This is a genomic window from Microbacterium aurugineum (assembly GCF_023101205.1).
GTDB classification, from domain to species: domain Bacteria; phylum Actinomycetota; class Actinomycetes; order Actinomycetales; family Microbacteriaceae; genus Microbacterium; species Microbacterium aurugineum.
In genome coordinates this window covers 888,140-913,948 of sequence record NZ_CP078078.1, presented here as the reverse complement: position 1 = coordinate 913,948, position 25,809 = coordinate 888,140, and the positions used below count along the sequence as shown (strand labels likewise).

General features: G+C 68.3%; 26 protein-coding genes and 1 tRNA gene. 13 read left to right on the top strand and 14 right to left on the bottom strand.

The genetic code is table 11. From position 1 onward, the window contains the following. Window positions 1–25: 25 nt before the first annotated feature. The 5 genes from KV397_RS04500 (at window position 26) to KV397_RS04480 (ending at window position 4,224) form a co-directional block, all read left to right on the top strand. Window positions 26–436 (top strand): arsenate reductase ArsC, encoded by a 411-nt coding sequence (locus KV397_RS04500; RefSeq protein WP_131491488.1) that lies wholly within the window; start codon window positions 26–28, stop codon window positions 434–436. Window positions 437–541: 105 nt separating this feature from the next. Beyond that, on the top strand, window positions 542–1,453 hold the full coding sequence (locus KV397_RS04495) for an ABC transporter ATP-binding protein (protein ID WP_131491487.1): 912 nt from the start codon (window positions 542–544) through the stop codon (window positions 1,451–1,453). Then, a complete protein-coding gene (locus KV397_RS04490; protein WP_261812264.1) occupies window positions 1,450–2,265 on the top strand; it encodes an ABC transporter permease in 816 nt (271 codons plus the stop codon). The genes KV397_RS04495 and KV397_RS04490 overlap by 4 nt, the downstream gene beginning before the upstream one ends. A gap of 10 nt (window positions 2,266–2,275) precedes the next feature. After that, a complete protein-coding gene (locus KV397_RS04485; RefSeq protein WP_261812263.1) occupies window positions 2,276–3,550 on the top strand; it encodes a sensor histidine kinase in 1,275 nt (424 codons plus the stop codon). Continuing rightward, window positions 3,547–4,224: a response regulator transcription factor gene (locus KV397_RS04480; RefSeq protein WP_131491484.1), complete on the top strand. Its 678-nt coding sequence runs from the start codon at window positions 3,547–3,549 to the stop codon at window positions 4,222–4,224. Before KV397_RS04485 ends, KV397_RS04480 begins: the two co-directional genes overlap by 4 nt. Before the next feature lie 10 nt (window positions 4,225–4,234). Here KV397_RS04480 and KV397_RS04475 read toward each other — a convergent pair whose 3' ends face one another. Together KV397_RS04475 and ppk2 are read right to left on the bottom strand one after the other, a co-directional pair. Next, window positions 4,235–5,188, bottom strand: coding sequence for an aldo/keto reductase (locus tag KV397_RS04475; protein WP_261812653.1), 954 nt, complete (start codon window positions 5,186–5,188; stop codon window positions 4,235–4,237). Then, window positions 5,169–6,044: a polyphosphate kinase 2 gene (gene ppk2, locus KV397_RS04470; protein WP_261812262.1), complete on the bottom strand. Its 876-nt coding sequence runs from the start codon at window positions 6,042–6,044 to the stop codon at window positions 5,169–5,171. The genes KV397_RS04475 and ppk2 overlap by 20 nt, the downstream gene beginning before the upstream one ends. A 225-nt stretch (window positions 6,045–6,269) precedes the next feature. Between ppk2 and KV397_RS04465 the strand changes: the two genes are divergently transcribed. The 3 genes from KV397_RS04465 (at window position 6,270) to KV397_RS04455 (ending at window position 7,928) form a co-directional block, all read left to right on the top strand. After that, window positions 6,270–6,584, top strand: a complete 315-nt coding sequence (locus KV397_RS04465) for a DUF7882 family protein (protein ID WP_047521504.1) — start codon at window positions 6,270–6,272, stop codon at window positions 6,582–6,584. A 185-nt stretch (window positions 6,585–6,769) separates the two neighbouring features. Beyond that, window positions 6,770–7,213: a hypothetical protein gene (locus KV397_RS04460; RefSeq protein WP_261812261.1), complete on the top strand. Its 444-nt coding sequence runs from the start codon at window positions 6,770–6,772 to the stop codon at window positions 7,211–7,213. Window positions 7,214–7,298: 85 nt separating this feature from the next. After that, window positions 7,299–7,928 (top strand): hypothetical protein, encoded by a 630-nt coding sequence (locus KV397_RS04455; RefSeq protein WP_261812260.1) that lies wholly within the window; start codon window positions 7,299–7,301, stop codon window positions 7,926–7,928. Between the two features lie 41 nt (window positions 7,929–7,969). Here the strand turns inward: KV397_RS04455 and KV397_RS04450 are convergent, their stop codons facing one another. The 3 genes from KV397_RS04450 to KV397_RS04440 form a co-directional block, all read right to left on the bottom strand. After that, entirely contained in the window at window positions 7,970–10,207 is a 2,238-nt protein-coding gene (locus KV397_RS04450) for an arylsulfatase (protein WP_261812259.1), read from the bottom strand. A 261-nt stretch (window positions 10,208–10,468) separates the two neighbouring features. After that, window positions 10,469–10,541 (bottom strand) — tRNA-Thr (locus KV397_RS04445). Between the two features lie 40 nt (window positions 10,542–10,581). Beyond that, window positions 10,582–11,520 carry a DsbA family protein gene (locus KV397_RS04440; RefSeq protein ID WP_261812258.1) on the bottom strand — a complete coding sequence of 313 codons (939 nt, stop codon included), beginning with the start codon at window positions 11,518–11,520 and terminating at the stop codon, window positions 10,582–10,584. Window positions 11,521–11,753: 233 nt separating this feature from the next. Between KV397_RS04440 and KV397_RS04435 the strand changes: the two genes are divergently transcribed. Both KV397_RS04435 and KV397_RS04430 read left to right on the top strand, forming a co-directional pair. Beyond that, window positions 11,754–12,857: an ABC transporter ATP-binding protein gene (locus KV397_RS04435; protein ID WP_047521512.1), complete on the top strand. Its 1,104-nt coding sequence runs from the start codon at window positions 11,754–11,756 to the stop codon at window positions 12,855–12,857. A 90-nt stretch (window positions 12,858–12,947) separates the two neighbouring features. Continuing rightward, window positions 12,948–14,252, top strand: a complete 1,305-nt coding sequence (locus tag KV397_RS04430) for a DUF4032 domain-containing protein (RefSeq protein WP_047521514.1) — start codon at window positions 12,948–12,950, stop codon at window positions 14,250–14,252. Between the two features lie 153 nt (window positions 14,253–14,405). Here the strand turns inward: KV397_RS04430 and KV397_RS04425 are convergent, their stop codons facing one another. The 5 genes from KV397_RS04425 to KV397_RS04405 all read right to left on the bottom strand — a co-directional run bounded on the left by KV397_RS04425 (window position 14,406) and on the right by KV397_RS04405 (window position 19,354). Continuing rightward, window positions 14,406–15,047, bottom strand: a complete 642-nt coding sequence (locus KV397_RS04425; RefSeq protein ID WP_131491428.1) for an NAD(P)-dependent oxidoreductase — start codon at window positions 15,045–15,047, stop codon at window positions 14,406–14,408. Window positions 15,048–15,072: 25 nt separating this feature from the next. Beyond that, entirely contained in the window at window positions 15,073–16,086 is a 1,014-nt protein-coding gene (rlmB, locus tag KV397_RS04420; protein WP_153244580.1) for a 23S rRNA (guanosine(2251)-2'-O)-methyltransferase RlmB, read from the bottom strand. Beyond that, on the bottom strand, window positions 16,079–17,485 hold the full coding sequence (gene cysS / locus KV397_RS04415; RefSeq protein WP_261812257.1) for a cysteine--tRNA ligase: 1,407 nt from the start codon (window positions 17,483–17,485) through the stop codon (window positions 16,079–16,081). Before cysS ends, rlmB begins: the two co-directional genes overlap by 8 nt. Window positions 17,486–17,570: 85 nt before the next feature. Then, a complete protein-coding gene (gene ispD / locus KV397_RS04410) occupies window positions 17,571–18,800 on the bottom strand; it encodes a 2-C-methyl-D-erythritol 4-phosphate cytidylyltransferase (protein WP_261812256.1) in 1,230 nt (409 codons plus the stop codon). Between the two features lie 71 nt (window positions 18,801–18,871). Next, entirely contained in the window at window positions 18,872–19,354 is a 483-nt protein-coding gene (locus KV397_RS04405) for a CarD family transcriptional regulator (protein ID WP_017201416.1), read from the bottom strand. A gap of 135 nt (window positions 19,355–19,489) precedes the next feature. Between KV397_RS04405 and KV397_RS04400 the strand changes: the two genes are divergently transcribed. Then, a complete protein-coding gene (locus tag KV397_RS04400) occupies window positions 19,490–20,023 on the top strand; it encodes a DNA modification methylase (RefSeq protein WP_047521526.1) in 534 nt (177 codons plus the stop codon). 57 nt (window positions 20,024–20,080) lie between these two features. Here the strand turns inward: KV397_RS04400 and KV397_RS04395 are convergent, their stop codons facing one another. Next, window positions 20,081–20,764 carry a response regulator transcription factor gene (locus tag KV397_RS04395; RefSeq protein ID WP_047521528.1) on the bottom strand — a complete coding sequence of 228 codons (684 nt, stop codon included), beginning with the start codon at window positions 20,762–20,764 and terminating at the stop codon, window positions 20,081–20,083. After that, window positions 20,761–21,984 carry a sensor histidine kinase gene (locus tag KV397_RS04390; RefSeq protein WP_261812255.1) on the bottom strand — a complete coding sequence of 408 codons (1,224 nt, stop codon included), beginning with the start codon at window positions 21,982–21,984 and terminating at the stop codon, window positions 20,761–20,763. Before KV397_RS04390 ends, KV397_RS04395 begins: the two co-directional genes overlap by 4 nt. A 216-nt stretch (window positions 21,985–22,200) precedes the next feature. Here KV397_RS04390 and phoU point away from each other — a divergent pair, with 216 nt between their 5' ends. Continuing rightward, window positions 22,201–22,911 (top strand): phosphate signaling complex protein PhoU, encoded by a 711-nt coding sequence (gene phoU, locus KV397_RS04385; RefSeq protein ID WP_047521531.1) that lies wholly within the window; start codon window positions 22,201–22,203, stop codon window positions 22,909–22,911. 123 nt (window positions 22,912–23,034) lie between these two features. Here phoU and KV397_RS04380 read toward each other — a convergent pair whose 3' ends face one another. Beyond that, window positions 23,035–23,784 (bottom strand): phosphoglyceromutase, encoded by a 750-nt coding sequence (locus tag KV397_RS04380; protein WP_047521533.1) that lies wholly within the window; start codon window positions 23,782–23,784, stop codon window positions 23,035–23,037. A 58-nt stretch (window positions 23,785–23,842) separates the two neighbouring features. On the opposite strand from KV397_RS04380, the gene KV397_RS04375 reads away from it, so the two are divergent. After that, window positions 23,843–24,670 carry a class I SAM-dependent methyltransferase gene (locus KV397_RS04375; protein WP_047521535.1) on the top strand — a complete coding sequence of 276 codons (828 nt, stop codon included), beginning with the start codon at window positions 23,843–23,845 and terminating at the stop codon, window positions 24,668–24,670. A 2-nt stretch (window positions 24,671–24,672) separates the two neighbouring features. On the opposite strand, the gene ygfZ is transcribed toward KV397_RS04375, so the two are convergent. Further along, window positions 24,673–25,809, bottom strand: a complete 1,137-nt coding sequence (gene ygfZ / locus KV397_RS04370) for a CAF17-like 4Fe-4S cluster assembly/insertion protein YgfZ (protein ID WP_261812254.1) — start codon at window positions 25,807–25,809, stop codon at window positions 24,673–24,675.

The window sequence follows — 25,809 nt, the reverse complement described above, 5'->3', positions numbered from 1 at the left end:
CCACCCCCTCTCACCAGGAGCAACCATGACTGACACGACCACCGCCAAGCCCTCCGTCCTCTTCGTCTGCGTGCACAACGCCGGACGCTCGCAGATGGCCGCCGGGTTCCTCCGCGACATCGCCGGCGACCGCATCGAGGTCCGCTCCGCCGGCTCCATGCCCGCCGACCAGATCAACCCGACCGCGGTCGAGGCGATGCAGGAACTCGGCATCGACATCACCGCCGAGCAGCCCAAGGTACTGACGACCGAGGCCGTACAGGCGTCCGACGTCGTGATCACGATGGGGTGCGGCGACGCCTGCCCGTTCTTCCCCGGCAAGCGCTACGAGGACTGGAAGCTCGACGACCCGGCGGGCCAGGGCATCGATGCTGTCCGTCCGATCCGCGACGACATCCGCGCACGCATCGAGCAGTTGGTGAACGAGCTGGTCTAGGCGAGGCCCGAGCCCGGGATGTCCTCCGCGGGGAGGACGTCCGGAGCAGAAGACGGTACCTGGGGCGGATGCGGAGTCCGGAGGATGCTCCGTAGCGTGGATGTCATGATCACAGCAGAAGGCCTCACGAAGAGGTTCGGAGACAAGACCGCCGTCGACGACGTGTCGTTCACCGTCAAGCCGGGCAGCGTCACCGGGTTCCTCGGACCGAACGGCGCGGGCAAGTCCACCACCATGCGGATGATCGTCGGGCTGGATCGCCCGACCTCCGGCCGCGCCGCCGTCGCCGGTCGTGAGTACCGCAAGTTGCGCGCGCCCCTCACCGAGGTCGGCGTGCTGCTCGACGCGAAGGCCGTGCACACCGGCCGCACCGCGCGCAATCACCTTCGCGCGATGGCGGCTACCCACGGCATCTCCTCCTCGCGGGTGGACGAGGTGATCGACCTCGCGGGTATCGGCTCCGTCGCCCGCAAGCGGGCGGGCAAGTTCTCCCTCGGGATGGGACAGCGCCTCGGCATCGCCTCGGCACTGCTCGGCGACCCGCACACGCTGATCCTCGACGAGCCCGTCAACGGCCTCGACCCGGAGGGTGTCCGCTGGGTGCGCCAGTTCGTCCGGCATGCGGCTTCCGAAGGGCGCACCGTGCTGCTCTCGAGTCACTTGATGAGCGAGATGGCGCAGACGGCGGATCACGTCATCGTCATGGGTCGCGGTCGGGTGCTCGCGGATGCGGCCCTGGCCGACCTCGTGCGTTCCTGGACCAGGAACACCGTGCGGGTTCGCACGCCCCGACCGGCTGACCTGGCCGCGGCCGTGGGCGGCCCGGATGTGGAGATCGTGAGCTCCGCTCCTGATCTGCTCGACATCGTGGGACTGCCCGCCGCACGCATCGGCGACCTGGCCGCCGATCGTGGCATCCCGCTACACGAACTCACCCCCACCACCGGTTCGCTCGAAGACGCGTACCTCGCCCTCACCGGCGACTCCGTCGAGTACCGCACCAAGGAGATCTCATGACCACGACACAGGCACCCGCTCCCACGCGGCCGCGCGTCGACACCGGTCGACGCCTGACGTTCGTGCGCGCACTGCGCGGCGAGTGGATCAAGCTCGCCACCCTGCGCTCCACCTGGTGGTCCATCGGGATCGCCGCGGCTCTCACCATCGGGATCGCCGTGCTCATCGCACAGGCGGTCGACATGCCGGGCTTCGAGCCGATCCAGGCCGTCATCATGCCGATCCAGTTCACCATGCTGCTCGCCGGCATCATCGGCGCGATCTCGGTCACCGGGGAGTACTCCACCGGCATGATCCGCTCGACCCTGACGGCCAACCCGATCCGCGGATCCGTGCTGGCGGCGAAGTCGATCGTGCTCGCCGTGTTCCTGTTCCTGTCGTCGCTGATCATCTTCGCCCTCGCGGCAGCCGCGGTCTCTCTCGTCGTGGCACCGCGCGACCAGAGCATCGATTGGTCAGACCCATCGATGTCGCTGCTCCCGATCGTCGTGGCCTCGCTCTCGATGGCGGTCTTCGCCCTGATCGGTGTGTCGTTCGGATTCATCCTGCGCTCCGGCGCGGGTGCGATCGCCGCGACCGTCGGTGTGCTGTTCGTACTGCCGATCGTGGCGAGCTTCTTCACCTTCGCCGGCGAGACCTGGGCATGGCTCGTCGATGCCGCGAACTACCTCCCGGTGGCAGCCGCGCAGAGCGCCATCCTGCCCAGTGATGGCGCCCCGCTCGATACTCCTGTGGTCTTCCTGACGCTGGCCTGCTGGGTCGCCGGCGGCGCCCTCGTGGCCTGGGCGGTTCTGCGCACCCGCGACGCGTAGAGTCGGGTCCGTGAGGAGAACGCGAAGCCGCAGCGACTCGGTCCGTGAGGACGAGGAGCTGCGGCTTCCGCGTGCGCCCGGGCTCTTCCGGCGCTTCTGGGCGCGGCACCCGGTGCTCGCCGATGTGCTGCTCGCGCTTCTCTGTCTCCTCCTCTCGCTCGTCCCCGCCGGGCGACTCCTGGACGATTCGATCCCCGAGGCGACCGCCATCGCGATCAACATCGCCACGCTGTCGATGGTGGTCCTCGCCTGCAGCACCCTGCTCTGGCGGCGCCGGGCGCCGCTGGCCCCCTTCGTCGCGTCGGTGGTCCTGGGCACCGTGGGCCTGTTCACGGGGTTGTCCGGCGGGCTGATCCTTCTGCTCGTCGCCTGCTACGGCCTGGCGGTCTATCGCTCCTCCCGCGCCGCCTGGACCTGGTACGGAATCGGCGCCGCGTGGTTCGTCGGCCTCACCACTCTGCTCATGCTCTCGGGCGGGGTCGTGCTCCAGAGCGGGCTCGACACCGCCCTCAGTTACATCGTGCTCGGCTTGATCGGCACGCTCATCGGCGTCAACGTCGGAGGACGCAAGCGCTACCTCTCCGCCGTCATCGATCGCTCCCGACAGCTCCTCGTCGAACGCGACCAGCAGGCCAAGTTGGCGGCCGCCTCCGAGCGCGCACGCATCGCCCGCGAGATGCATGACATCGTGTCGCATTCGCTGACCGTGATCGTGGCGCTCTCCGAGGGCGGCGCGGCGACGTCGGACCGCGAGCAGGCGCGCAAGGCCGCGCTCTCGACGGCGGAGACCGCTCGTGCCGCGCTCACCGAGATGCGGTCGATGTTGGGCGTCCTGCGTGGCGACGATTCACCGCTGCCTCTCGCGCCGCTGCAGCCGGTACCGCCCCGGGACACCGTCGAAGCCGCGCAACGCGCCGGCTTTCCGGCCACGCTCACCGTGGTGGGGCAGCCCGATGTCTCCCCCGCAGTCGCACACGCGATCGGTCGCATCGTCCAGGAGGGCGTGACCAACGCGATGCGCCATGCACCGACCGCGTCGGCGATCACCGTACGCCTGGACTACGCACCGGAGACGGCGACGATCGAGATCGTGAACGACGGCGTCACGGGCGAGGTCGGATCCGCCGGTTTCGGTGTCCGCGGACTGTCCGAACGTGCGGCCCATGTGCACGGCACGCTGCAATCGGGGCCGGCCGGTGAAGGACGGTGGGTGCTGCAGGCCGTGCTACCGACAGGGGGAAGCGCTCCCGGCGCCGGGAGCGAGTCGATGGGGGGCGACAGATGACAGACGCGATCAGAGTGCTCCTGGTGGACGATCAGGAGCTCATCCGAGTCGGGTTCCGCATGGTTCTCGAAGCCGAGGGCGACATCGTCGTGGTCGGTGAGGCCGCCGACGGGAGAGCCGCGATCATGCAGAGCAGGAGCCTCGCCCCCGACCTCGTGCTGATGGACATCCGCATGCCGGAACTGGATGGCATCGCGGCCACCGAGACGATCGTGCGCGAACATCCGCAGACGAAAGTGCTCGTGCTGACCACCTTCGACCTCGACGAATACGCCTTCGGCGCCATCCGCGCGGGCGCGAGCGGCTTCCTGCTGAAGGATGCGCAGCGACAGGAGATGATCTCTGCCGTGCGCGCCGTGCACCGCGGAGATGCCGCCCTCTCACCGCGCGTCACACGGATGCTGCTCGAGCACGTGACGCCGCACCTGGGCCCCTCCGCGACCCCGGCGCCCGACGCGGCGGAGAGCGCCGCGCTCGCCTCCTTGACCGAACGAGAGCGCGATGTGTTCCTGGCGATCGGACGCGGCCTCACCAATGCCGAGATCGCCCAGACGCTCTACGTGGGCGAGTCCACCGTGAAGACGCATGTGGGCCGGGTACTGACCAAGCTCGCCGCCCGCGACCGCATCCACGCGGTGATCCTGGCCCACCGACTCGGCCTCGTCGGCGACTAGCCGCCTCGCATCACGCCTGGGCGGGACTCCACTCCGAGACCTGATCGAGCACGGCCACCTCTTCCGGGGAGAGTTCGAGGCGTGCTCCCGCGAGCAGGTCCGGCACCTGCTCGACCGAGCGGGCGCTGGCGATCGGTGCGACGACGGTGGGCTGCGCACGCAACCAGGCGAGCGAGGTCGCCGCGATCGACTCGCCGTGGGCATCGCCGATCTCCTCCAGCGCGTCGATGATCCGCAGGCCGGCCTCGGTGGCGTACTTCGCGGCGCCCTGTGCGCGCGGAGAGGCCTGGCCCGCGGCATCCGTCGAACGGTATTTGCCGGTGAGGAATCCGCTCGCGAGAGAGTAGTAGGGGACGAGCCCGAGCCCGAACTCCTCGGCGACCGGGATGATCGCCTCCTCGACCTCGTTGCGGTGCACGAGGTTGTAGTGCGGCTGCACGGCGACCGGCACGGCCGCTCCGGTGCGTCGGGCGATCTCGATCCATTCCCGGATCCGATCGGCTGAGTAGTTCGAGACGGCGACGTGCCGCACCTGGCCATCCGCGACGAGCTGGCCGAACGCGGCGACGGTCTCCTCCAGCGGGACGGTCTCGTCATCGAAGTGCGCGTAATACAGATCGAGCTCGTCGACGCCCAGGCGCATCAGCGATGCCTCGGCCGCCTTGCGGATGTTGCCCGCGGACAGCCCTCGGAACTGCGGGTGCTGGCTGACCTTGGTCGCGACGACGATACCGGCGGGCTTGCGGGAGGCCAACCATTCGCCGACGATGGTCTCGCTCTCCCCGCCCTCGTTGCCCGCCACCCAGGAGCTGTAGGAGTCGGCGGTGTCGATGAAGTCGCCGCCCCCGTCCACGAAGGCGTCGAGCACCGCGAAGGAGGTGTCGCGGTCGGCCGTCCAGCCGAACACATTGCCGCCGAGCGAGAGCGGGAGCACGTCAAGATCACTACTGCCGATACGAGTCATGTCGGTCATAACCGCCCGCGGTGCCTTGCGCATTCCCGCTCGCCTCCTCCTCGAGCCGGACCTGCGACGGGCGCCCGACGAGACGCGGATCGGGAGCATGAGCGATCAGGGGGTCCTTGCCGGGGTAGTCGAATCGGGCGAGAACGCATCTCATGGCCTCGAGCCGCGCTCGCTTCTTGTCGTCCGAGGCGATGACGATCCACGGGGCGGCCGATGTGTCGGTGTGGATGAACATCGCCTCCTCTGCCGCCGTGTAGTCCGCCCACCGATCGACGCCGGCGAGATCCGTCGGACTCAGCTTCCATTGCGTGAGCGGATCCGCGCTGCGTCGCCGGAACCGGCGCCTCTGCTCCGCCTCGCCGACGGAGAACCAGAGCTTGACGAGACGGATGCCCGATCCCACGAGCATCCGCTCGAACGAGGGAGCCGTCTGCAGGAACTCCTCGTAGTCGGCGGACGAGCAGTAGCCCATCACCCGCTCGACACCGGCACGGTTGTACCAGGAGCGGTCCATCAGCACGATCTCGCCGCCGGACGGCAGGTGTGCGACATAGCGCTGGAAGTACCACTGGGTGCGCTCGGCATCCGTGGGCTTGTCGAGAGCGACGACCCGCGCCCCGCGCGGATTGAGGTGTTCCATGAAGCGCGTGATCGCCCCTCCCTTGCCTGCCGCATCCCTCCCTTCGAACAGGACGAGCACACGTTCGGAAGCGCTCTTGACATGGGATTGGAGTTTGAGGAGTTCGATCTGGAGCAGTCGCTTCTCGCGTTCGTATGCCGCCGCGGAGAGCTTCTCGGTGGGCGGATGGCCGTGCTGCCCCTCCGTCGCGACCGCGGCCACGTCCGATGCGCCCATGAGGTACGTCCCTTCCCGACCGGCCGATCCGAGCGCACCGCGCCTCACCGCGGCGCAGGTGGCCGGACCGGGGAGGCGGCCACCTGCGCCGTCTCCCCCGGTACGACTCCATCGGGCACCGGAGGATCGGCGTGGGTAACATATCACCCACTAAGGTGATATGTCAGGATACGAGATCACGCCGCGAAATCGGCGAAAGGCGCGAATCGCGACTATCGTGCGGGGATGGGAACGATCCAGTACGGCAACGGCGAAGAGATCCACATCGAGGACCGCGCGCTCGCCCATCTGAAGGTGGTCATCGCGACCAAGCTCCGCCGCAACGAGAGCTTCACCCTGTCCTGGCGTCATCCCGATGGCGAACCCGCCGGACGCTCGACGATCTGGCTGCACCCGTCCATTCCGCTGCGTTTCACCTTCGAGGCACCCGAGGCACCGCAGCTGAATCCGACCTGGATCCAGAACCTGATGCACTCCGCGAGCTCGACGGGCGGAATCAGCCTCGTCGACGAGGTGCTCGACGTGCCGCAAGAGGCGTGACACCGTGGCACCGCGCGAAGAGCACGTCGACGGCCTCCCCACGGGGGATCCTGCGACCAGGGAGCGACACGGCGAGGTGAGACGGCGCTCGCTCCTGGCTGGTGCGGCATGGTCGGTTCCCGTGATCGCTGCGGCTGTCGCGACACCGCTCGCCGCCGCATCGGGGGGGTGCGCGTGGGCGGTTCGTGATCGAGTCGATGTTGGGCGGCACCTGGATCGATCCCGAGTACTACGGGGCATCGATCCAGCTGCGCAACGACGACACACAGGCCGTCTCGCTGCCTGTCGAGCCGATCACCAGCGGCGTCGTCGTGGTGACGTTCGCCTCGATCGATGTCGGCGCCGTGGCACCCGCCATCATCGCGAACGCCGGCGGCGGCAGCCCCGTCGTGGGTGCGCTGCCGGCGACCGACCCGACGTGGACGGCCGGAGGCGCGGTCGACAACGGCGACGGCACAGTGTCCTACACACTCGTCTTCGCAGGGTCGGTGGCCGGTCAGGGCGTGACCCACGTCACCTTCGGCATCCTCGGCTCGAGCCCGCTGCATTCAGGCATCACCGTGGAGGTCCGAGCCACAGGCGACCCGACGGACGGGACGACGAGCTCTCGCACGGTGACCCTGTTCTGAGTGCCATCGGGTGAGTGTGCCGCCGGTCACCCCGTCCGGGTGAGAAGAACGGCAGCGCCCGCGTCGAGGGCCGCAGAATCGGCTCATGCACAGAGGCGCCTCGGATGAGCCCACCCCCACGACACGTGTTCTGGACATCGTCACGGTCGTCCTGCTCTCGGTGACCGCGGTCGTGACGGCGTGGTGCGGCTTCGAGGCCTCGAAGTGGGGCGGCGAGATGTCCATCGCGTTCAGCCAGGCCTCCAGCGCTCGCGTTCAAGCGGCTTCCGCCCAGTCCACCGCCCAAGCTGCGCGACAGTACGACCTCACGCTGTACACGGAATGGGTTCTCGCGGAAGCCGACGGGCGGGACGATCTGGTGAGCTTCGTCGAGGAACGCTTCACCGAGGAGTTCGCGGTGGCTTTCGACGCATGGACCGCAGAGGGGCGCGCCGCGCGCGGGCCGTTCGTGATGGAGGAATACGTGCCGCCCGGCACACGGGAAGCCGAGCAGTTGAGCGCGCGAGCGGATGCGAAGTTCGACGAAGCGCTCACCAACAATCAGCGCGGCGACAACTACTCCCTGCTCACCGTGCTGTTCGCGCTCGTCCTGTTCTTCGCCGCGATCTCTCAGCACCAGGCGGTCCCCTGGCGACGCCGGGTGTTCCTCGGCCTGAGCGGCGTCATCGTGCTGTGCGGACTCGCCCTGTTGATCACGTTCCCGATCAAGATCTGACCCGGGTGGACGCCACCCCGACCAGAACCCCGCCGCCGCCATCAGAGATAGGCGATGTGCACGTCGTCGATGAGGCCGTCGAAAGGAAACGGCATCCGATCCGCATACCGACGTGAGACGGGGCCGCCGTATGCGCGCCCGATGTCGAGGCAGTCGTTCGCACTGAACAGCAAGGGCGCGCTGACCGGCACCACCCCGGACGCCACCTCGACGCCGTCGGCCCGGAGCACGACCTTCAGCGGACCGCCTGGTCGACGTTCCACATAGTCCGTCACCACTTCGATCACCGACTCCCCTGGGGCGAGAGGCGACTCTGTCGCGATGGTGGTTCGTTGGATGAGGAAGAGGTTGTACTCATAGGTGAGGACACCGTCATCGAGGAAGCACGTCAGCCCGCCTCCCGAGCCCCCGAGCTTGTACAGAACCCCGTTCGCCCGCTCCGGAAGGGTGACGCCCAACCGGACCACGTTCGGCTTGTTACCGAGAGCGGGAGCGCAGAACTCCGGAATGCGGAACGTGTCGCCCGTGAAACTCCACTCCGTGTACGGCGGCGCGATGCGCTGTTCCGGATGGAGGGCGACGACCCACAGCCCGCCCCCGACGGGCAGCACCTTGTTCTTGGCCGCTTCCATGGCGAAGAGTTCTTTGAGCTGTGCGAGCTTCTCCGGGTGCTCCGACGCCACGTCGTGGGCCTGGCTCCAGTCGTTCTCGAGATCGTAGAGCTCCCACAGGTCCTCATCCGGGGTCCAGGTCCGGATACCCGCAGGCAGGCCTTGCACCCAGGGCAGACGCGGCCCGATCGCGGAGGCCATCCACCCATCCGAGTAGATGGATCTGCTCCCCATGATCTCGAAGTACTGCGTGTGCCGGCGTCCTTCCGCCTCCGCATCGGCGAGCGAGTACGCGAAGCTGACGCCGTCGAGGGGCTCCTGGGGGATCCCGTTCACCACGTCGGGTTCGCTGATTCCCAGGATGTCGTAGATCGTCGGCACGACGTCGATGACGTGGTGGAACTGAGTACGCGGAGTCGCATCGGGCTGGAGCCGCGCGGGCCACTTCACGATGAGCGGGTTCCGAGTGCCCCCGAGGTGCGATGCCAGAAGCTTCATCCCTTGGTAGGGAGTGGAACCCGCCCAGGCCCAGCCTGCGTGATACTGGTTGTCGGTCGCGGGCGTGCCGATCGCGTCCAGTCCTCCGAGCTCTTCGAGTGCGGCGATGTGATCGGAGACGTTGCTCGGGATGCCGTTCTGCGCGAGCAGCTCACTGATGGTGCCGTTCTGCCCCTCGCCGGACGAGCCGTTGTCGCCCCACAGGTAGAGGACGATGGTGTTCTCTCCGTAGCCGAGTCGTTCCACCTCGTCGATGACCCTGCCCGCCTGCACGTCGACGTGCTCGGCGAAACCGGCCGCGACCTCCATCAGACGACGTTGGAATGGCTTCTCGTCATCGGGAATGTCATCCCATGCGGCCATTTCGGGATGGCGGGGAGTGAGCTCGGCATCGGCGGGGATCCACCCTGCGCTCTTGGCCCGTTCATGGACGCGCTCACGGTACGCATCCCACCCGTCGTCGAACTTGCCCTTGTACTTGTCGGCCCAGTCCTTGGTGACGTGATGGGGACCGTGGATCGCTCCGCTCGCCCAATACATCAGGAACGGCTTCTCGGGCGCGAGCGCCTTGTGCGCGCGGAGCCAGCCGATGGCATCATCGGCGATGTCCTCGCTCAGGTGATAGCCCTCCTCCGGCGTCTTCGGCGGCAGCACGACCGTCGTGTTGCGCACCAAGTTCGGTTCATACTGCGACGCCTCCCCCGCGAGGAAGCCGTAGAAGTACTCGAACCCGTATCCGGTGGGCCACCTGTCGAAAGGACCGGCAGCGGTGGTCTCCTCCGCGGGAGTGTTGTGCCATTTCCCCCACGCCGCGGTGGAGTAGCCGTAGTTGCGAAGCACCTCCGCGACGGTCGCCGTGCTCTTCGGAATGTGGCCGGAGTAGCCGTCCCAGTCGTTCGCCAGCTCGGCGATCTGGCCGTTCCCCACCCGATGGTGGTTTCGCCCTGTCAACAACGCCGCTCTCGTGGGCGAGCACATCGCCGTCGTGTGGAACCTGTTGTAGCCGACTCCCTCGTCACGCAGCCGGTCGAATGTCGGCGTGCTCACCTCGCCGCCGAGCGAGGTCGGCAATGCGGGGCCTGCATCATCGATCAGAACGATCAGGATGTTCGGCGCATCCGAGGGAAGATGCGACTCGACAGGCTTCGGGGAATACGTCGATTCCTGCATGATGCGCCCCGCGACGCTTCCCGATGGCGGCGGCGGAAAGGGCAGCACCCTCGCAGGCGGCAACGGTGCCGAACGAATCGGCCGAACTCCTTCGGATCCAGCAACCATCGACTTCTCCGAACTCCCGCCAGAGACGAAGGTCGGATCGATCCGAGCACCGCGCACTGGATGGCGCTCAAAGTAGCGCATCGCCCCCTCGGCGACAAGACCTCGTCGTGCCGACGAGAGGCATCCCATCAGGGCTTTTCACTGCGTGTCGTGAGCCGACTACGGGACTCGAACCCGTAACCCCCGTATTACAAGTACGGTGCGCTACCAATTGCGCCAAGTCGGCGGATGCCATCAGCTTAGCGATGGCATCGACCCCCTCCGAATCAGGGGGCGGGTGTGGAGGTCGGTGTCGGGGTCGGCGTTTCGCGCGACGCGTCGCTGGCGACGCTGAGGACGAACTGCGAGAACTCGGCGGGATCGTCCATGGCGCCGACGTAGGCCTCGCCGTTCGCCACGATCATCGGGGTCGCGGTCAGCACCAGGTCATCGGAACCGGCGAGCGGGCCGTCCAGCGCCCGGGTCGTGGCTTCCTTGGCCCAGCTGACGAAGTCGCCGTCCTCGATGCACGAGCGGACGGCCTTGCCGTTGCCGACGCCGACCGCGAGAGCGAGATTCGCGAGGTCTTCGTCGGAGAGACCATCGCTGCCGACCTCGGGCTGATCGTCGAGCAGCTCGTGGTTGAACGCGTAGAACTGCTCGGGCGAATGCGTGGCGACGCACGCCGCAGCCGCAGCCGAACGCAGCGAGAACTTGGTGCCGTTCGAGCTCGCGGTGAGCAGGGCCACCGGGTGGTAGCTGACCGTGACCGCGCCTTCCTTGATCCATCCGGCGAGCTGGCGGGCGTTGGCACGCTCGAACATTCCGGCGTCGGGCGACAGGTAGTCGACGTAGACGTGGATGTCGACCTTCTCGGACGCCGTCGGCTCCGGCGTCGGAGATTCGGAAGCGCCCGCGTCGCTCGGCTCGGGCGTGGGGGTCGTGGGTACTGCAGCGGATCCGGCGAAGGCTTCGACGTCGGTGACGACGACGCCGTCCGATTCCATGCCGGTCGGCGTGAGCCGCGGCTTGGACACCTGCGATGACACCGCCAGTGTCACCGCCGTGCCGATCGCGCCCACCGCGACCAGCGCCACGGCGCCGATGATGATCCGTCGCATGAGGCGCGCCCGCGACTGCTGGGCGTGCACTCTCTGAGCCTTCTCCCGCACGACCTCGCGGGAATTGCGTGGCGTGGGGACGTTCGGCGTTTCGTCGCTCGACATCGTTCCTCTTGTAAGTCTCCAGGGGGGTCCGGGTTGGCCCCGACCGCCGCTCGGCGACGATCGCCGCAGCGCGCGGCCGAGTTCGATGCTAGCGATTCAGGCTGAGAAATACCCAGGTACCCCGGTTCGTGCCATACTGATTCCGACCCAGAGTCGGGTCACGGCGGGTTCACTCCGCCGCTTCATCACTACGGATCGTCCGGCACGTACCTGCCGGTGAAGGAGAAACAACGATGGCATCTGTGACTTTCGACGAGGCCACCCGCCTGTACCCCGGCGGAACCCGTCCCGCTGTCGACAAGCTGAACCTCGAGGTCGGTGACGGCGAATTCCTCGTCCTCGTCGGTCCTTCCGGGTGCGGTAAGTCGACCTCCCTCCGCATGCTGGCCGGCCTCGAAGAGGTCAACGCCGGCCGCATCCTCATCGGCGACCGCGACGTGACCGACGTCCCGCCGAAGGACCGCGACATCGCGATGGTCTTCCAGAACTACGCGCTGTACCCGCACATGACGGTCGCCGAGAACATGGGCTTCGCCCTGAAGATCGCGGGCGTCGGCAAGGAAGAGCGTGCGGCCCGCGTGCTCGAAGCCGCCAAGCTGCTCGACCTCGAGCCCTACCTGACCCGCAAGCCGAAGGCCCTCTCGGGTGGTCAGCGTCAGCGTGTCGCCATGGGACGCGCCATCGTGCGTCAGCCCCAGGTGTTCCTCATGGACGAGCCGCTGTCGAACCTCGACGCCAAGCTCCGCGTGCAGACGCGTACGCAGATCGCCTCGCTGCAGCGCCGTCTCGGTGTCACCACGGTCTACGTCACCCACGACCAGACCGAGGCTCTGACCATGGGCGACCGCATCGCGGTCCTCAAGGACGGCCTCCTGCAGCAGGTGGGCTCCCCGCGCGACCTGTACGAGAAGCCGAACAACGTCTTCGTGGCCGGCTTCATCGGTTCGCCCGCGATGAACCTGTTCGCTGCCGACCTCGCCGACGGCGGCATCCGCTTCGGGTCGGAGATCGTCCCGCTCGACCGCGACACGGTCGGCCGAGCCAACGGCAGCCAGGTCACGGTCGGTGTGCGTCCCGAGGACATCACGGTCGGACCGGCCGACGGCAAGGGTCTTCCCGTCGTCGTCGACCTGGTCGAAGAGCTCGGCGCCGACGGCTACCTCTACGGCCACACCGAGATCAACGGCAAGCGCAGCGACATCGTCGCCCGTGTCGACGGCCGCAACCACCCGAACGCCGGCGAGACGGTCACGCTCGCGGCGAACCCGGGCCACGTGCACGCGTTCGACATCGAGTCCGGCGACCGCCTGAACGACAAGCCGGTCGTCTCCGTCTGATCGGATCCACAGACGCGGCGCAGGCTGACTTCGGTCGCCTGCGCCGCGTCTCTTTCTGTCTCCGTCGTCACCCCGCGTTCAGGGAGCACCATGCACGATTCACTGCGGATCACCGCGAGCAAGATCGATCCGGGTCTCCTGGCCCTCCCCTGGTCCACCACGCTCGCGAAGTGGCCCTCGGAGTACATCGTGTCGCTCCCGAAGGGTCTTTCCCGCCATCTCGTGCGCTTCGCCGACCTCTCCGGCCGCGTGATCGCGGTGAAGGAGACCACGGCCGAGATGGCCCAACGCGAATACGACATGCTGGGCAACCTCGCTCGGCTCGATGTCCCCTGCGTCGACCGCGTCGCCGTGATCGCCGGACGTACGGACGCCGACGGGGAGCCGCTGCCGGCAGCCCTCGTGACAGCGCATCTGCGCTTCTCCATGCCCTATCGCGCGCTGTTCACCCGCGTCCTCCGTCCGGATACGGCCACCCGGCTCGTGGACGCCTTGGCACTCCTCCTGGTGCGCCTGCACAACGTCGGCTTCTACTGGGGTGATGTCTCCCTGTCGAACACGCTGTTCCGTCGCGACGCCGGAGCCTTCGCGGCGTATCTGGTCGACGCCGAGACCGGGGAACTGCACGAGGAGGGGCTGACCGACGGCCAACGCGCCTACGACCTCGACCTCGCCCGCACGAACATCGCCGGGGAGATCATGGACCTCGCCGCCGGGGGCCGCCTGGAGCACGGTGTGGACGCCATCGCGATCGCCGACGGCATCGTGTCCTCGTATCGGTCCCTGTGGGCGGAGTTGACCGCCCAGGAGTCGTTCTCGGCCGCGGAGACGTGGCGCATCACGGAACGCGTCGAGCGGCTCAACGCTCTGGGCTTCGACATCGACGAGATGTCCATGTCGACGACGGCGGATGGCACGGTCGTCGAGATCCAGCCGAAGGTGGTGGACGCCGGTCACCACCAGCGCCGCCTGATCCGCCTGACGGGGCTCGACGTCGAAGAGAACCAGGCCCGGCGCCTGCTCAACGACCTCGACGAGTTCCGCGCCCGTTCGACGAAGCAGTGGTCCGACGAGGAGATGTACGCGCACGAGTGGCTCACGCGGGTCTTCGAGCCCGTCGTCCGCGCGATCCCGTACGAACTGCGCGCCAAACTCGAGCCCGCGGAGGTGTTCCACCAGGTACTGGAGCACCGGTGGTACCTGTCACAGGCGCAGGGACGTTCCGTGCCCCTCGCGGAGGTCCTGACGAGCTACATCAACGAGGTGTTGCGCCACCGCCGTGACGAGGCCACCATCATGGGTCCACCCACCGAGACGATGAGCCTGCCCGTCATCACCGGGGTGACTCCCGTCACCGACGACGACGAGGACATCGACTGGCGGGACCTGGTCTGAGCGGCGGGACCTGGTCTGAGCGCCGAAACCCCTCTTCATCGTCGATACCCCCGGTGAACGGTGCCGGAGCCCGGGGGTTTCGACACGGCAGGGGGGCGTCGACCGCCCGAGACGTGGTCGCGCCGGTACGCGCGGTTGCGTCGATACGCGCGGTCAGTAGCCGACCGTGAAGCGCTCGCGGTGGTGATTCCCCTGTTCGATCTCGTCGACCACGGCCATCGCGAAGTCCGCACCGGAGATGAACGACTTCCCCTCGGCATCGCGGACGATCACGTCACCGCCGTCGCGGTAGTGTCCGGTGCGCTCACCCTCGGCCCAGGGACCGAAGACCTCTGCGGGGTGGATGAAGAACCAGTCGAGATCCTCATCCGTGCTCTCCAGGAGCGCGAGAGAATCGATGCCGACCTGCGCTTCGTGCTTGTACTCCTCGGGGAAGTCCTGATCGAACAGACGCGGTCCGCCCGGAGCGACGAGGCTGCCACCTGCTCCTCCGACCACACCGAGACGCGTCGGCGTACCGGCGAGCTGAGAGACGACATTGGTCAACGCCTCCAACGCCCGATCGGCCATGTCCCCGCGCGGTGAGAGCGCCGAGACGACGGCGTCCGCACCGACGAAGGCGTCCGCGAGCGACGCCGGCTCCAGCGCGGAGCCCTGCACGTAGGCTGCGCCCGCTACCGGATCGGTCGCCTCCGAGCGCGAGATCGCGATCACGGCATGTCCTCGACTCACCGCCTCGGCGACGATATGACGACCGGCGTACCCGGTTCCTCCGAGGACGATGATGCGAGCCATGGTGGACCTCTCTCTGGGCGTGCGGCTAGGACTGCTTCGCGGCGCGGACCGTCGCCACCTGATACAGCGCGACCGACGTCGCGATACCGGCGTTCAGCGACTCCGTCGCGGCGGAGATCGGGATCGAGACGATCTGGTCGCACGTCTCGGTGACGAGCCGCGACAGCCCCTTGCCCTCCGAACCCACGACGATCACCACGGGACGATCGGCGAGCTGCAGGTCGGGAAGCGACACATCGCCGCCACCGTCGAGTCCGAGCACGAACACGCCCTGCTTCTTGAACTCCTTGAGCTGCGTCGTGAGGTTCGTCGCGAGTGCCACCGGGATCCTCGCAGCGGCGCCCGCACTGGTCTTCCAGGCCGCGGAGTTCACCCCGGCGGAACGGCGCTGCGGCAGGATGATGCCGTGACCTCCGAAAGCGGCAGCGGATCGGATGATCGCTCCGAGGTTGCGGGGATCGGTGACACCGTCCAGCGCCACGAACAGCGGCACCTCGCCCTGGTCGATGACCTTCTCGAGGAGGTCCTGCGGGTGGGCGTACTCGTACGGGGGCACCTTGAGCGCGACGCCCTGGTGCACGCCGTCGAAGCCGGCCATGCGGTCGAGCTCCTGCCGGGTGACCTCCATCACGGGGATTCCGCGATGGGTCGCGATCGACAGCATCTCCTTGACGCGGTCGTCCATCTCCACGCGCTGCGCGATGTAGAAGGCCGCCGCGGGGATCTTCGCCCGCAGCGCCTCGAGCACCGAGTTGCGCCCGGTGACCGTCTCGGTGTCGGTGGTGTTGTCCTTCGCCCTCGCGGAGCGGTTGGGATTGCCGCCCGAGGTCTGGCGCTGTCCACCGGGCTTGCCCTTGCCCCCGGAGGCGGCATAGCGCTCAGCTGCTGCCTTGCGCTTGCCCGCGGGGTGCCAGGCGCGGTCCTCCGCCTTCGGGGTCGGACCGCGGCCCTCGAGTGCCTTGCGCCCGAGTCCGCCCGTGCCCTTGGTCGGGCCCTTCTTCTTACCGTTGCTCGCGCCGGGGCGCTGTGGCTTAGCCATCGATACTCCAATGAGTTCCGGCCGGAGTGTCCTCCAGCGTGATTCCTGCGGCGGCGATCGCGTCTCGGATGCGATCCGCCGCCGCCCAGTCCTTGTCAGCGCGAGCTTGCGCGCGCTGGGTGATCATCGTCTGGACGAGGGCGTCCAGAGTGCGGTGCTCGGCGAGGTCTGCCCCACCGGACGGGAGTTCGTCGAATCCGAGGAGGCGGACCATCGCGTCCACCTGGACGAAAGCGGTCCAGGCCTCCTCCTTCGACCCGGCGTCGAGTGCCGAGTTGCCGCGGCGCACGGTGTCGTGCAGCACGGCCAGCGCCTGGGGGACCCCCAGGTCGTCGTCCATCGCGTCGGCGAATGCATCCGGAACAGCAGCATCGCCCTCAGCGTCATCCGTCATGCCGGGAACGGCGCGGCGGACGCGAGCAGCGAAGATGTCGATGCGCGCCAACGCGGCCTCGGCCTCCGCCCAGGACGATTCGCTGAGGTCGAGGCTCGATCGGTAGTGCGCGGCGGCGAGCGCATAGCGCACCACCCGCGGGTCATGTGCAGACAGGACGTCCGCCGCCAAGGTGAAGTTGCCCAGCGACTTGGACATCTTCTGCCCGGCCACGGTCACGAGTCCGTTGTGCACCCAGTAGCGGGCGAAACCGTCGCCCGCCGCCGTCGACTGCGCGAGCTCGTTCTCGTGATGCGGGAATCGCAGGTCGAGCCCGCCGCCGTGGATGTCGAACTCCGCGCCGAGGTAGCGCTTCGCCATGGCGGAGCACTCGATGTGCCACCCAGGACGACCGGCGCCCCACGGCGAGGCCCACGTCGCGTCCGCCGGTTCCTCCGGCTTGGCGCCTTTCCAGAGCGCGAAGTCCTGCGGGTTCCGCTTGCCTCGGGGGTCGGCATCCTCCGCGGGCTCCATGGCGTCGATGGACTGATGCGTGAGGGAGCCGTACTCCGCCCAGGAGCGCACGTCGAAGTACACGTCTCCCGAGTCGTCGGGGGCGGGGTAGGCGTGTCCGCGGGTGATCAGACCAGCGATCAGCTCCTGCATCTGAGGAACGGATGCCGTGGCGCGAGGCTCGTAGGTCGGAGGAAGGATGCCGACACCGGCATACGCGGCCGTGAACTCCTGCTCCATGCGGTAGGCCAGTGCCCACCAGGGCTCCGCATCCGTCGCATTGGCGAGCACCTTGTCGTCGATGTCGGTGACGTTGCGCACGAAGGTGACCCGACCATAGCGGTGGGCCAACCAGCGACGCAGCAGATCGAAGCTCAGGGCCGCTCGGACGTGCCCGATGTGGGGTCCGGATTGCACCGTGGGTCCGCACACGTACATCGTGATGTTCTCGGGATCGAGAGGCACGAAGTCGCGCAACACCGCAGCGCGGGTGTCGTAGAGGCGGAGAGTCACCGCTCAAGCCTACTCGGCGACTGCTGAGCGACCGCCCCGCGATGACGATTCATGCGGCGTGTGACGATCTGAACGTGGTGGACCGTCACCCGTCGCGCGGATCGACGGCCACCACGACCGCGACCGCCGTCACCGCGATGCCCTCGCCCCGCCCGGGAAAGCCCAGCCGGTCGGTCGTGGTCGCTGTGACGGACACGGGAGCGCCCAGCACGGAGGACAAGACGCCTTCCGCCTCGCGACGACGCACGCTGAAGCGCGGCCGGTTCCCCTGCAGCTGCACGGAGACGTTGCCGATCTCGAAGCCCGCGTCTGCCAGCAGCTCACGGGTGCGCGCGAGGAAGACCTCCGCATGTGCGCCCGCGTACTCCGGGTGCGAGGTGCCGAAGTGCTCGCCGATGTCCCCGAGGCCGGCGGCGCCGAGGAGAGCATCGACGATCGCGTGTGCGACCGCATCCCCGTCGGAGTGTCCGGAGAGGGGCTGCTCCCCCGGCCATTCCACGCCGGCGAGCCAGAGGTTCCCCTCGCCGCCGAACGCATGCACATCGGTGCCGATGCCGATTCGAGGGATGACGGGACCGGTGATCGGCGCCTCCTGCGGCGCGTGCGCCGGCGTTGCAGACGCACCGAGCAGGTGCCGGGCGCGCTCGAGGTCATCGGGGGTGGTGATCTTGAACGCTCGAGCGGAACCGTCGATGTGCCGCACCGTGTTCCCGGCCGCGGCGAACAACGCCGCGTCGTCGGTGTACTCGACCCCCGCGGAGACGGCTTCCGCGTAAGCCGCTTCGAGCGCAGCGCGGGGAAAGCCCTGCGGCGTCTGCGCCGCGGCGAGCTCGGAACGGTCGACCGCGGCCACCACGGCACCGTCCGCCACCTTCTTGAGCGTGTCGACCACGGGGAGCGCGGGCACGACTCCTTCCTGCGCGGTGACGGCACGAGCGACCGCATCGATCTGAGAGGGTGGCGTGAGGGCGCGCGCCGCGTCGTGCACGAGCACGGTCTTCACGTCCCCCCAGAGAGCGTCGAGCCCCGCGGCGACGGACTGCTGCCGCGTCGCGCCGCCCGTCACGACGCGACCGAGGTCTCGCCGGTCTCCTGCGGCGGCTTCGAGTTCCGCCAACGCGTCGCCCTCGTGGCCGGCGGGTGCGACGACGATCACCTGCGCAGGCAGGGCTGCGAACACGCCGTCCAGGGCATGCCGGAGGATCGAATGCGCGTCGATCCCCACGAGAGCCTTCGGCGCCCCCGCCTCCAGCCGAGTGCCGGAGCCGGCGGCGACGACGATGATCGCGATGTCGGGGACAGGAAGCAGGGTCACCCTCTCACGCTACCGCGTGGCAGGGACGACGAAGGGGCGGATGCCACAGCATCCGCCCCTTCGTCGAGAACTCAGGAAGCGAGGACCTCGTCGAGCAGTGCGCCCGCCTTGTCCTCGTCGGTCTTCTCCGCGAGCGCGAGCTCGGAGATGAGTATCTGACGAGCCTTCGCCAGCATCCGCTTCTCGCCCGCCGACAACCCGCGGTCCTGATCGCGACGCCACAGGTCGCGGACGACCTCGCTCACCTTGATGACATCGCCGGAGGCGAGCTTCTCGAGGTTCGCCTTGTACCGGCGGGACCAGTTCGTGGGCTCCTCCGTGAAGGGTGCGCGCAGCACCTCGAACACGTGGTCGAGGCCCTCTTTCCCGATCACATCGCGAACGCCGACCAGGTCGACATTCTCAGCAGGAACCTCGATGATGAGATCGCCCTGGGTGACGTTGAGCTTCAGATATTTCTTCGCCTCACCCTTGATGATGCGCTCCTTGACCTCGATGATGGTCGCAGCGCCATGGTGGGGATAGACGACGGTTTCGCCAACCTCAAAAAGCATAAAAACGTGTCCTTTCGGCAACCTCAAGGATACCACAGGGCAGATGCGCTAAGGTTCGCGCCCCAGGGCCGCAGAGTCGCTCACGACTTACCCATAGAATGGATGCGGATATCCCGCCGGACCTCAGGAGGACCCGTGAAATCGCGCCTTGTTGCGTCTGCAGCCCTCAGCGCCCTCGTTCTGCTCGGCGCGACCGGGTGCACGTTCATCACCCCGCAGTCGACGAAGATCGAGTATCCGGCGTCCGACGGTGTGAACATCTCCGACGCCGACGGCCCGATCGACGTGCGCAACGCCCTCGTGATCGCGACGGAGGACGGATCGATCGGCAACTTCATCGCCGCCGTCGTGAACCCCACCGAAGAGAGCGCCACACTCACGATCTCCCTCGGAGACGGCAACGATTTCAAGGTCACGGTCCCTGCGGGCGAGACGAAGAGCCTGGGCGCCGACGAAGAGCCGCTGCGCATCGTCGGACTCGACACCAAGCCGGGTGCGACCGTCGAGATGCACTTCCAGTCCGGAGACTCCACCGGCGTCAAGGCCGACGTTCCCGTGCTCGACGGCTCTCTCCCCTACTACTCGGACCTCGTCCCCTCGGAGTCGGTGCGCACATCGGCACCGACGCCGATGCCGACCGACACGGCGGCGCCTGCTCCCTCGGAGTGACCCCGCGTCGAACACACAGGAGGCCGGCACCTTACGGGGTGCCGGCCTCCTCTGTGTTCAGCCCTCGAAGCGGTAGCCCAGGCCGCGCACCGTGACGAGCATCACCGGTTCGCTCGGGTTCTCCTCGATGCGCGAACGGATGCGCTTGATGTGCACGTCGAGCGTCTTGGTGTCGCCGAAGTAATCGCTCCCCCAGACCCGGTCGATGAGCTGACCGCGGGTGAGCACGCGTCCGGAGTTGCGCATCAGGACCTCGAGGAGCTCGAACTCCTTCAGCGGCATGTTGATCTGCTCACCCGCGACGGACACGGTGTGCCGGTCGATGTCGAGTGAGACCCTGCCGCCGTCGAGCACGCGTTCGTCGAGCTCGCCGTCGGCCTGCACGACCCGGCGCAGCACGGCGCGCATCCGCGCGAGCAGTTCGCGCGACGAGTACGGCTTGGTGATGTAGTCGTCGGCGCCCAGCTCGAGCCCGACCACGATGTCGACCTCGGAGTCCTTCGCCGTGAGCATGATGATCGGCACGGCCGACGTCGAGCGGATCTGACGGCACACCTCGGTGCCCGGCATCCCGGGCAGCATCAGGTCGAGCAGCACGATGTCCGCGCCCCGCTCCCGGAACGCGGAGAGCGCGCCGGGGCCGTCCTCCGCGATCTCCACCTCGTAGCCTTCACGGCGAAGCAGATACGCGAGCGGGTCGGCGAGGTCGGGCTCGTCCTCGACGAGAAGGATTCGGGTCATGTTCTCTCTCCGTTTCGAACGCGCGCGGATGCCGCAGCCTTGGCGGCCTTGCGCGCACGCTTCTTCTTGCTCTTCTTGCCCGAGTCGCCGTGCTCCGGGGCGTCGATCCGAGGAAGCCGGATCGTGAAGGTGGAGCCGCGTCCGGGGCGGGACCACAGCCGCACCTCCCCACCGTGGCGCTGCGTGGCGTGCTTGACGATCGACAGCCCGAGTCCCGTGCCGCCCGTGCGCCGGGAACGGGCCTCATCCGCTCGGTAGAACCGCTCGAAGATGCGCTCACGGTCCGCTTCTGCGATACCGATGCCCTGGTCGGACACCGCGATCTCGACCACTCCGTCCTCGGCGCGCACGCCGACGCCCACCCGGGATCCCCGGGGCGAATAGACGATGGCGTTGGCGATCAGGTTGCCGACCGCCTCGATGAGGATCTGCGCGTCGCCGCGCACCCAGACGCCCCGGTCACCGCCGCGGGCGAGATCGACGCCGGCGGAATCGGCCTGTACGACATGGGCCTCGATCGAGGAGGCGATCACCTCGTCGATCGCCACGGGACCGACCTTGGTCAGACCGTCCTCGGCCTGGAGGCGGGACAGGCTCATGATCCGACCCGTGAGCTGTCCTAGTCGCCCGGCCTCCGCCGCGATGCGGGCGGCGAAGATGCGCACCTGCGCGGGGTCGTCGGCCGCCGACTCGATGGCCTCGGCGAGAAGGCTCACTGCGCCCACCGGTGTCTTCAGCTCGTGGCTCGTGTTGGCGACGAAATCCCGGCGCATCTGATCGAGGCGTTCCTGCTCGGTGACGTCGCGGATGATCAGCAGCACCAGGCGCGTGCCGATCACGCTCGCGCGCGCCGACACGAGTCGCGGATCGAGGCTCAATCCTCCCCGCGTGATGCGCATCGACTCGGTGACGGAACCTCCCGTGTCCCTCACGACACGTACGAGCTGACGGAGCTCCGGGTTGTCGAGCGTCGCCCCGACCTCGATACCGAAGCGGGTCGCGGCCTGCGAGGAGGCGAGAACCATGCCGGAGGTGTCGACGATCGCCGCTGCATCGTCCATGCTGCGCAGAACGTCGGTGATACCGGCCGGGACGGCCAGCGACGTCTCCTCCTGCACACGTGCGCGTGCCCGGTATGCCCAGGCCACGAGCAGGGAGAGGCCGACACCGATCACCAGCCCGATGGCGAGCGAGGACAGCGCGAGCTGCGGCAAGGTCATGTCACAAGCGTAGAGTGCGTTCACCGTCCGTCCGGCGGGTTTCCGCGCCCTGGCGGGAACAGGGGAAGTACTATTCACGTGCTGGGCACCGTTCGTTAACCTTCGAAGCGGACAATCGCTTCGGGCTTGTGCGGGAGCACAGACCTGCTCTCGTGCGGACGACCCGCCGTCTCGCGCTGACACAGCCGAGATCCGAATGAAAGGTTGCGCCCCAACATGCGCGAAGTGTTCCACCAGTCCCTCGAGGATCTTCAGAACCGCCTGGTCGAGATCGCCGACCTCGTCACGGTCTCCATCGACAAGGCCACCCGGGCATTCGCCACGAGCGACGTGGCACTGGCCGAGGAGGTCATCGCCGACGACGCGAAGATCGACGAGCTGGCCGTCGCCCTCGACGAGCAGGCGATCGAGATCCTCGCCCGCCAGCAGCCGGTCGCACGCGACCTGCGCATCGTCGTGACGGCTCTGCGCGTGAGCGCCTCGCTCGAGCGCATGGGCGACATGTCGGAGCACATCGCCCAGCTCGCCCGCCTCCGCTTCCCCGAGCGCGCCATCCCGAAGGGCCTCAAGGGCACGTTCGTGAAGATGGGCGAGCTCGACGTCGAGGTCGCGCGCACGCTGTCGGAGCTGCTGCGCACACAGGACCTGCGTTTCGCCGACGCCATCCGCAACGCGGACGACGATGTCGACGAACTGCACGCCACCGTCTTCGAGAAGGTACTCAGCGACAACTGGAAGGGCGAGGCCACGGCGACCGTCGACGCCACGCTCGCCAGCCGCTACCACGAGCGTTTCGCCGACCACGCGGTGGCCGTCGCGAAGAAGGTCGTCTACCTCTCGACCGGCGACTGGGCGGTCGAGGAGGAGGACATCCCCCTCGCCGTCGAACAGCAGGAGCTGGAGCAGCAGGAACACGGCCACGCCTGACCCGTCTCTCCGCCTCTCCTCCGGTTCCTCCGGACATTTCGGTCGAGACCCCCTCTGCACGTCGGCGCCCCTCCTGATTCGCGTGAATCAGGAGGGGCGCCGACGGTGTGAGGGGGTCTCGACCTACTTCTTGCCCTGCGCGGCGACGGCGGCCGCGCCGGCAGCCGCAGCCTCGGGGTCGAGGTAGCGGCCGGGACCGGTCGGGACGTTGTTCTCATCGAGCTCGTACACCAGCGGGATGCCGGTCGGGATGTTCAGCTCGGCGATGTCTTCGTCGCTGATGCCCTCGAGGTGCTTCACCAGGCCGCGCAGCGAGTTGCCGTGCGCGGTGACGAGGACCGTCTTGCCGGCTTCGAGGTCGGGGACGATCGCGCTCTCCCAGTACGGCAGCAGACGGTCGATGACGAGCTTGAGCGACTCCGTGCGGGGCACCTCGCCGTCGATGCCCTGGTAGCGGACATCGTGCACCTGGCTGAACTCGCTCTCGTCGTCGAGCACGGGCGGAGGCACGTCGAACGACCGGCGCCACAGCTGGAACTGCTCGGGACCGAACTCCTCGAGCGTCTGCGCCTTGTCCTTGCCCTGGAGCGCACCGTAGTGACGCTCGTTCAGACGCCAGGAGCGCGTCACGGGGATCCACAGACGGTCGGCGGCGTCCAGAGCGATGTTCGCCGTCTGGATCGCCCGGCTCAGCAGCGAGGTGTGCAGCACGTCCGGCAGGATGCCGGACTCGGCGAGCAGCTCGCCGCCGCGACGCGCCTCCTTCTCGCCCTGAGCGTTGAGGCGGACGTCCACCCAACCGGTGAAGAGGTTCAGTTCGTTCCACTCGCTTCGGCCATGGCGGAGCAGGATGAGGGTACGCGTCGCAGTCATGCCGCCAGTTTATCCACCTGGGACGTCCCGCCGAGTCGGATCCTGGGAGGATGGTGACATGGCGTCATCTCCCCTCGGCCGGCCGACCCGCGGCACGACGGGGACGAACCGACTCCGACGCAACGACCGTTGGATCGCGCAGAGCGACGCGCTGCGCCGCGCGCACGATCCCCTGGTCGTCGACCTCGGCTACGGTGCCAGCGGAGTCACCGCGTTCGAACTCGCCACACGTCTCGTGCGCGTCCGCGACGATGTCGAGGTGCTCGGGCTCGAGATCGACCCCGCCCGCGTCGCCACGGCCGAGGCTCAGCTCGCGGAGGTGCGGGCCGGACGGACTCCTTTCGCCGCCGATCTCCCCGTGTCGTTCGCGCGGGGTGGCTTCGAGGTCCCCCTCCCCCGAGGACGCAGCGCTGCGGCGATCCGGGCCATGAACGTCTTGCGCCAGTACGACGAGGAAGACGTGCCGGATGCCTGGGCACGCATGACCGCACGCCTGTCCCCCGGCGGCCTGCTCTTCGAAGGGACCTGCGACGAGATCGGGCGCGTGTCGAGTTGGATCGACGTCGATTCGCAGGCCACACCGCTGCGCTTCACGATCTCGCTCCGTCTCGCCGATCTCGAACGTCCGAGCGTCGTCGCCGAGCGTCTGCCGAAGGCCCTGATCCACCGCAACGTCGCCGGGGAGCGCGTGCACGATCTGCTCATCGACCTCGACCGGGAGTGGGACCGCGCGGCTCCCCTGTCGACGTTCGGCGCCACGCAGCGCTTCCTCGCCGCGGTGACAGGACTACGGGATCAGGGCTGGCCGGTGCTCGGCGGGCGCACCCGCTGGCGTCTCGGCGAGCTCACACTGCCGTGGGCCGCGGTCGCGCCGCTGCCCGGCTGAGCTCAGCTTCCGTTTCCGGGGACGGCGTCACGCGGGTCCGGCGCCGTGGGTCTCCGAGACAGCCGGGTCAGGCGCGGGACGTCTGCCGTGGCCCCCGCGTCGGCCGGAACGATGACCTGCTGCGATGCGGCGATGTCGATGCCGTCGGCGCGAACCACCAGGTCGCCGATGGGCGCGCGCCGGGAGAGGATCGCGAGGGCGATCGGACCGTCTTCATGATGACGCGCCACCGAGGTCAGGTGCCCGACCTCGTCGTCGCCGGCGAAGACCGCGGTACCGGGCTCGGGCAGGACCGCATCGCTGCCGTCCAGGTGGAGCGCGGCCAGACGACGCGGCGGGTGCCCGAGGTTGTGGACCTTGGCGACGGTCTCCTGTCCGCGGTAGCAGCCCTTGCTCAGGTGCACCGCGCTGCGAATCCAGTCGGACTCATGAGGAAGCGAGCGCTCGTCGACCTCGGTCGTCCAGCGCGGGCGCCACGCCGCGACCCGCAGAGCCTCTGCGGCGAGAACGCCGGCGAACGCCTCCCGGTCGAGAGAAGCGGCGAGAGCGTCGGCCTGCTCCGCGGTGAGGATCGCCACCCGCCAGGCGTAGTCGGCCGCCGGATGCTCGATGACCTCGGAATACTGGTGTCCGCCGACGCTGATCCGCTGCCACGGGTCGGACCACACGAGTGCGGCGCCGTTCGGGGCGAACGCCGCGGCGGTCGCCGTCGCGGAGATGACGCCGCCGTCGATGTATCCGACCAGCACGAGGTCGGAGCGGAGGTCGACGGTCGCCTGTGTGCGGAACTTCATCCGCGTCAACCAGCCGGCAAGCGCCTCGGCGTCTCCGTCGTCGGCGATGAGCCACGTGGATTCGCCGTCGTCGATGACACCGGCCGCGTGCTCCACCCGGCCCTGCGGGTCGAGCACCAGAAGCTCGGTGCTGTCACCGGGGGCGAGGCGTCCCACGGCCTGTGACGTGATCGAATCGAGCCAGCTCAACCGCTCCGGACCCGCGACCTCGATCACGGTGCGATCGCCGAGCGGGGCGAGAGCCGCGCCGTCGGCGAGGCGCCGCTGCTCTCGGAACACATCGCCGAAGTGGGCGATCAGATCACCCTCGGCGACGGCACCGTCGACCTGGTCGAAACCGGACAT

What these genes read in the sequence shown, in the direction of transcription:
- KV397_RS04380 (WP_047521533.1), bottom strand. Translation starts at nt 23,784, where the DNA reads ATGACTGCGACGCGTACCCTCATCCTGCTCCGCCATGGCCGAAGCGAG.
- KV397_RS04450 (WP_261812259.1), bottom strand. Translation starts at nt 10,207, where the DNA reads ATGCAGGAATCGACGTATTCCCCGAAGCCTGTCGAGTCGCATCTTCCC.
- KV397_RS04390 (WP_261812255.1), bottom strand. Translation starts at nt 21,984, where the DNA reads ATGACCTTGCCGCAGCTCGCGCTGTCCTCGCTCGCCATCGGGCTGGTG.
- KV397_RS04500 (WP_131491488.1), top strand. Translation starts at nt 26, where the DNA reads ATGACTGACACGACCACCGCCAAGCCCTCCGTCCTCTTCGTCTGCGTG.
- KV397_RS04395 (WP_047521528.1), bottom strand. Translation starts at nt 20,764, where the DNA reads ATGACCCGAATCCTTCTCGTCGAGGACGAGCCCGACCTCGCCGACCCG.
- KV397_RS04480 (WP_131491484.1), top strand. Translation starts at nt 3,547, where the DNA reads ATGACAGACGCGATCAGAGTGCTCCTGGTGGACGATCAGGAGCTCATC.
- KV397_RS04475 (WP_261812653.1), bottom strand. Translation starts at nt 5,188, where the DNA reads ATGACTCGTATCGGCAGTAGTGATCTTGACGTGCTCCCGCTCTCGCTC.
- KV397_RS04435 (WP_047521512.1), top strand. Translation starts at nt 11,754, where the DNA reads ATGGCATCTGTGACTTTCGACGAGGCCACCCGCCTGTACCCCGGCGGA.
- KV397_RS04405 (WP_017201416.1), bottom strand. Translation starts at nt 19,354, where the DNA reads ATGCTTTTTGAGGTTGGCGAAACCGTCGTCTATCCCCACCATGGCGCT.
- ppk2 (WP_261812262.1), bottom strand. Translation starts at nt 6,044, where the DNA reads ATGGGCGCATCGGACGTGGCCGCGGTCGCGACGGAGGGGCAGCACGGC.
- KV397_RS04465 (WP_047521504.1), top strand. Translation starts at nt 6,270, where the DNA reads ATGGGAACGATCCAGTACGGCAACGGCGAAGAGATCCACATCGAGGAC.
- KV397_RS04490 (WP_261812264.1), top strand. Translation starts at nt 1,450, where the DNA reads ATGACCACGACACAGGCACCCGCTCCCACGCGGCCGCGCGTCGACACC.
- KV397_RS04425 (WP_131491428.1), bottom strand. Translation starts at nt 15,047, where the DNA reads ATGGCTCGCATCATCGTCCTCGGAGGAACCGGGTACGCCGGTCGTCAT.
- KV397_RS04430 (WP_047521514.1), top strand. Translation starts at nt 12,948, where the DNA reads ATGCACGATTCACTGCGGATCACCGCGAGCAAGATCGATCCGGGTCTC.
- KV397_RS04375 (WP_047521535.1), top strand. Translation starts at nt 23,843, where the DNA reads ATGGCGTCATCTCCCCTCGGCCGGCCGACCCGCGGCACGACGGGGACG.
- rlmB (WP_153244580.1), bottom strand. Translation starts at nt 16,086, where the DNA reads ATGGCTAAGCCACAGCGCCCCGGCGCGAGCAACGGTAAGAAGAAGGGC.
- KV397_RS04455 (WP_261812260.1), top strand. Translation starts at nt 7,299, where the DNA reads ATGCACAGAGGCGCCTCGGATGAGCCCACCCCCACGACACGTGTTCTG.
- phoU (WP_047521531.1), top strand. Translation starts at nt 22,201, where the DNA reads ATGCGCGAAGTGTTCCACCAGTCCCTCGAGGATCTTCAGAACCGCCTG.
- ygfZ (WP_261812254.1), bottom strand. Translation starts at nt 25,809, where the DNA reads ATGTCCGGTTTCGACCAGGTCGACGGTGCCGTCGCCGAGGGTGATCTG.
- KV397_RS04440 (WP_261812258.1), bottom strand. Translation starts at nt 11,520, where the DNA reads ATGTCGAGCGACGAAACGCCGAACGTCCCCACGCCACGCAATTCCCGC.
- KV397_RS04495 (WP_131491487.1), top strand. Translation starts at nt 542, where the DNA reads ATGATCACAGCAGAAGGCCTCACGAAGAGGTTCGGAGACAAGACCGCC.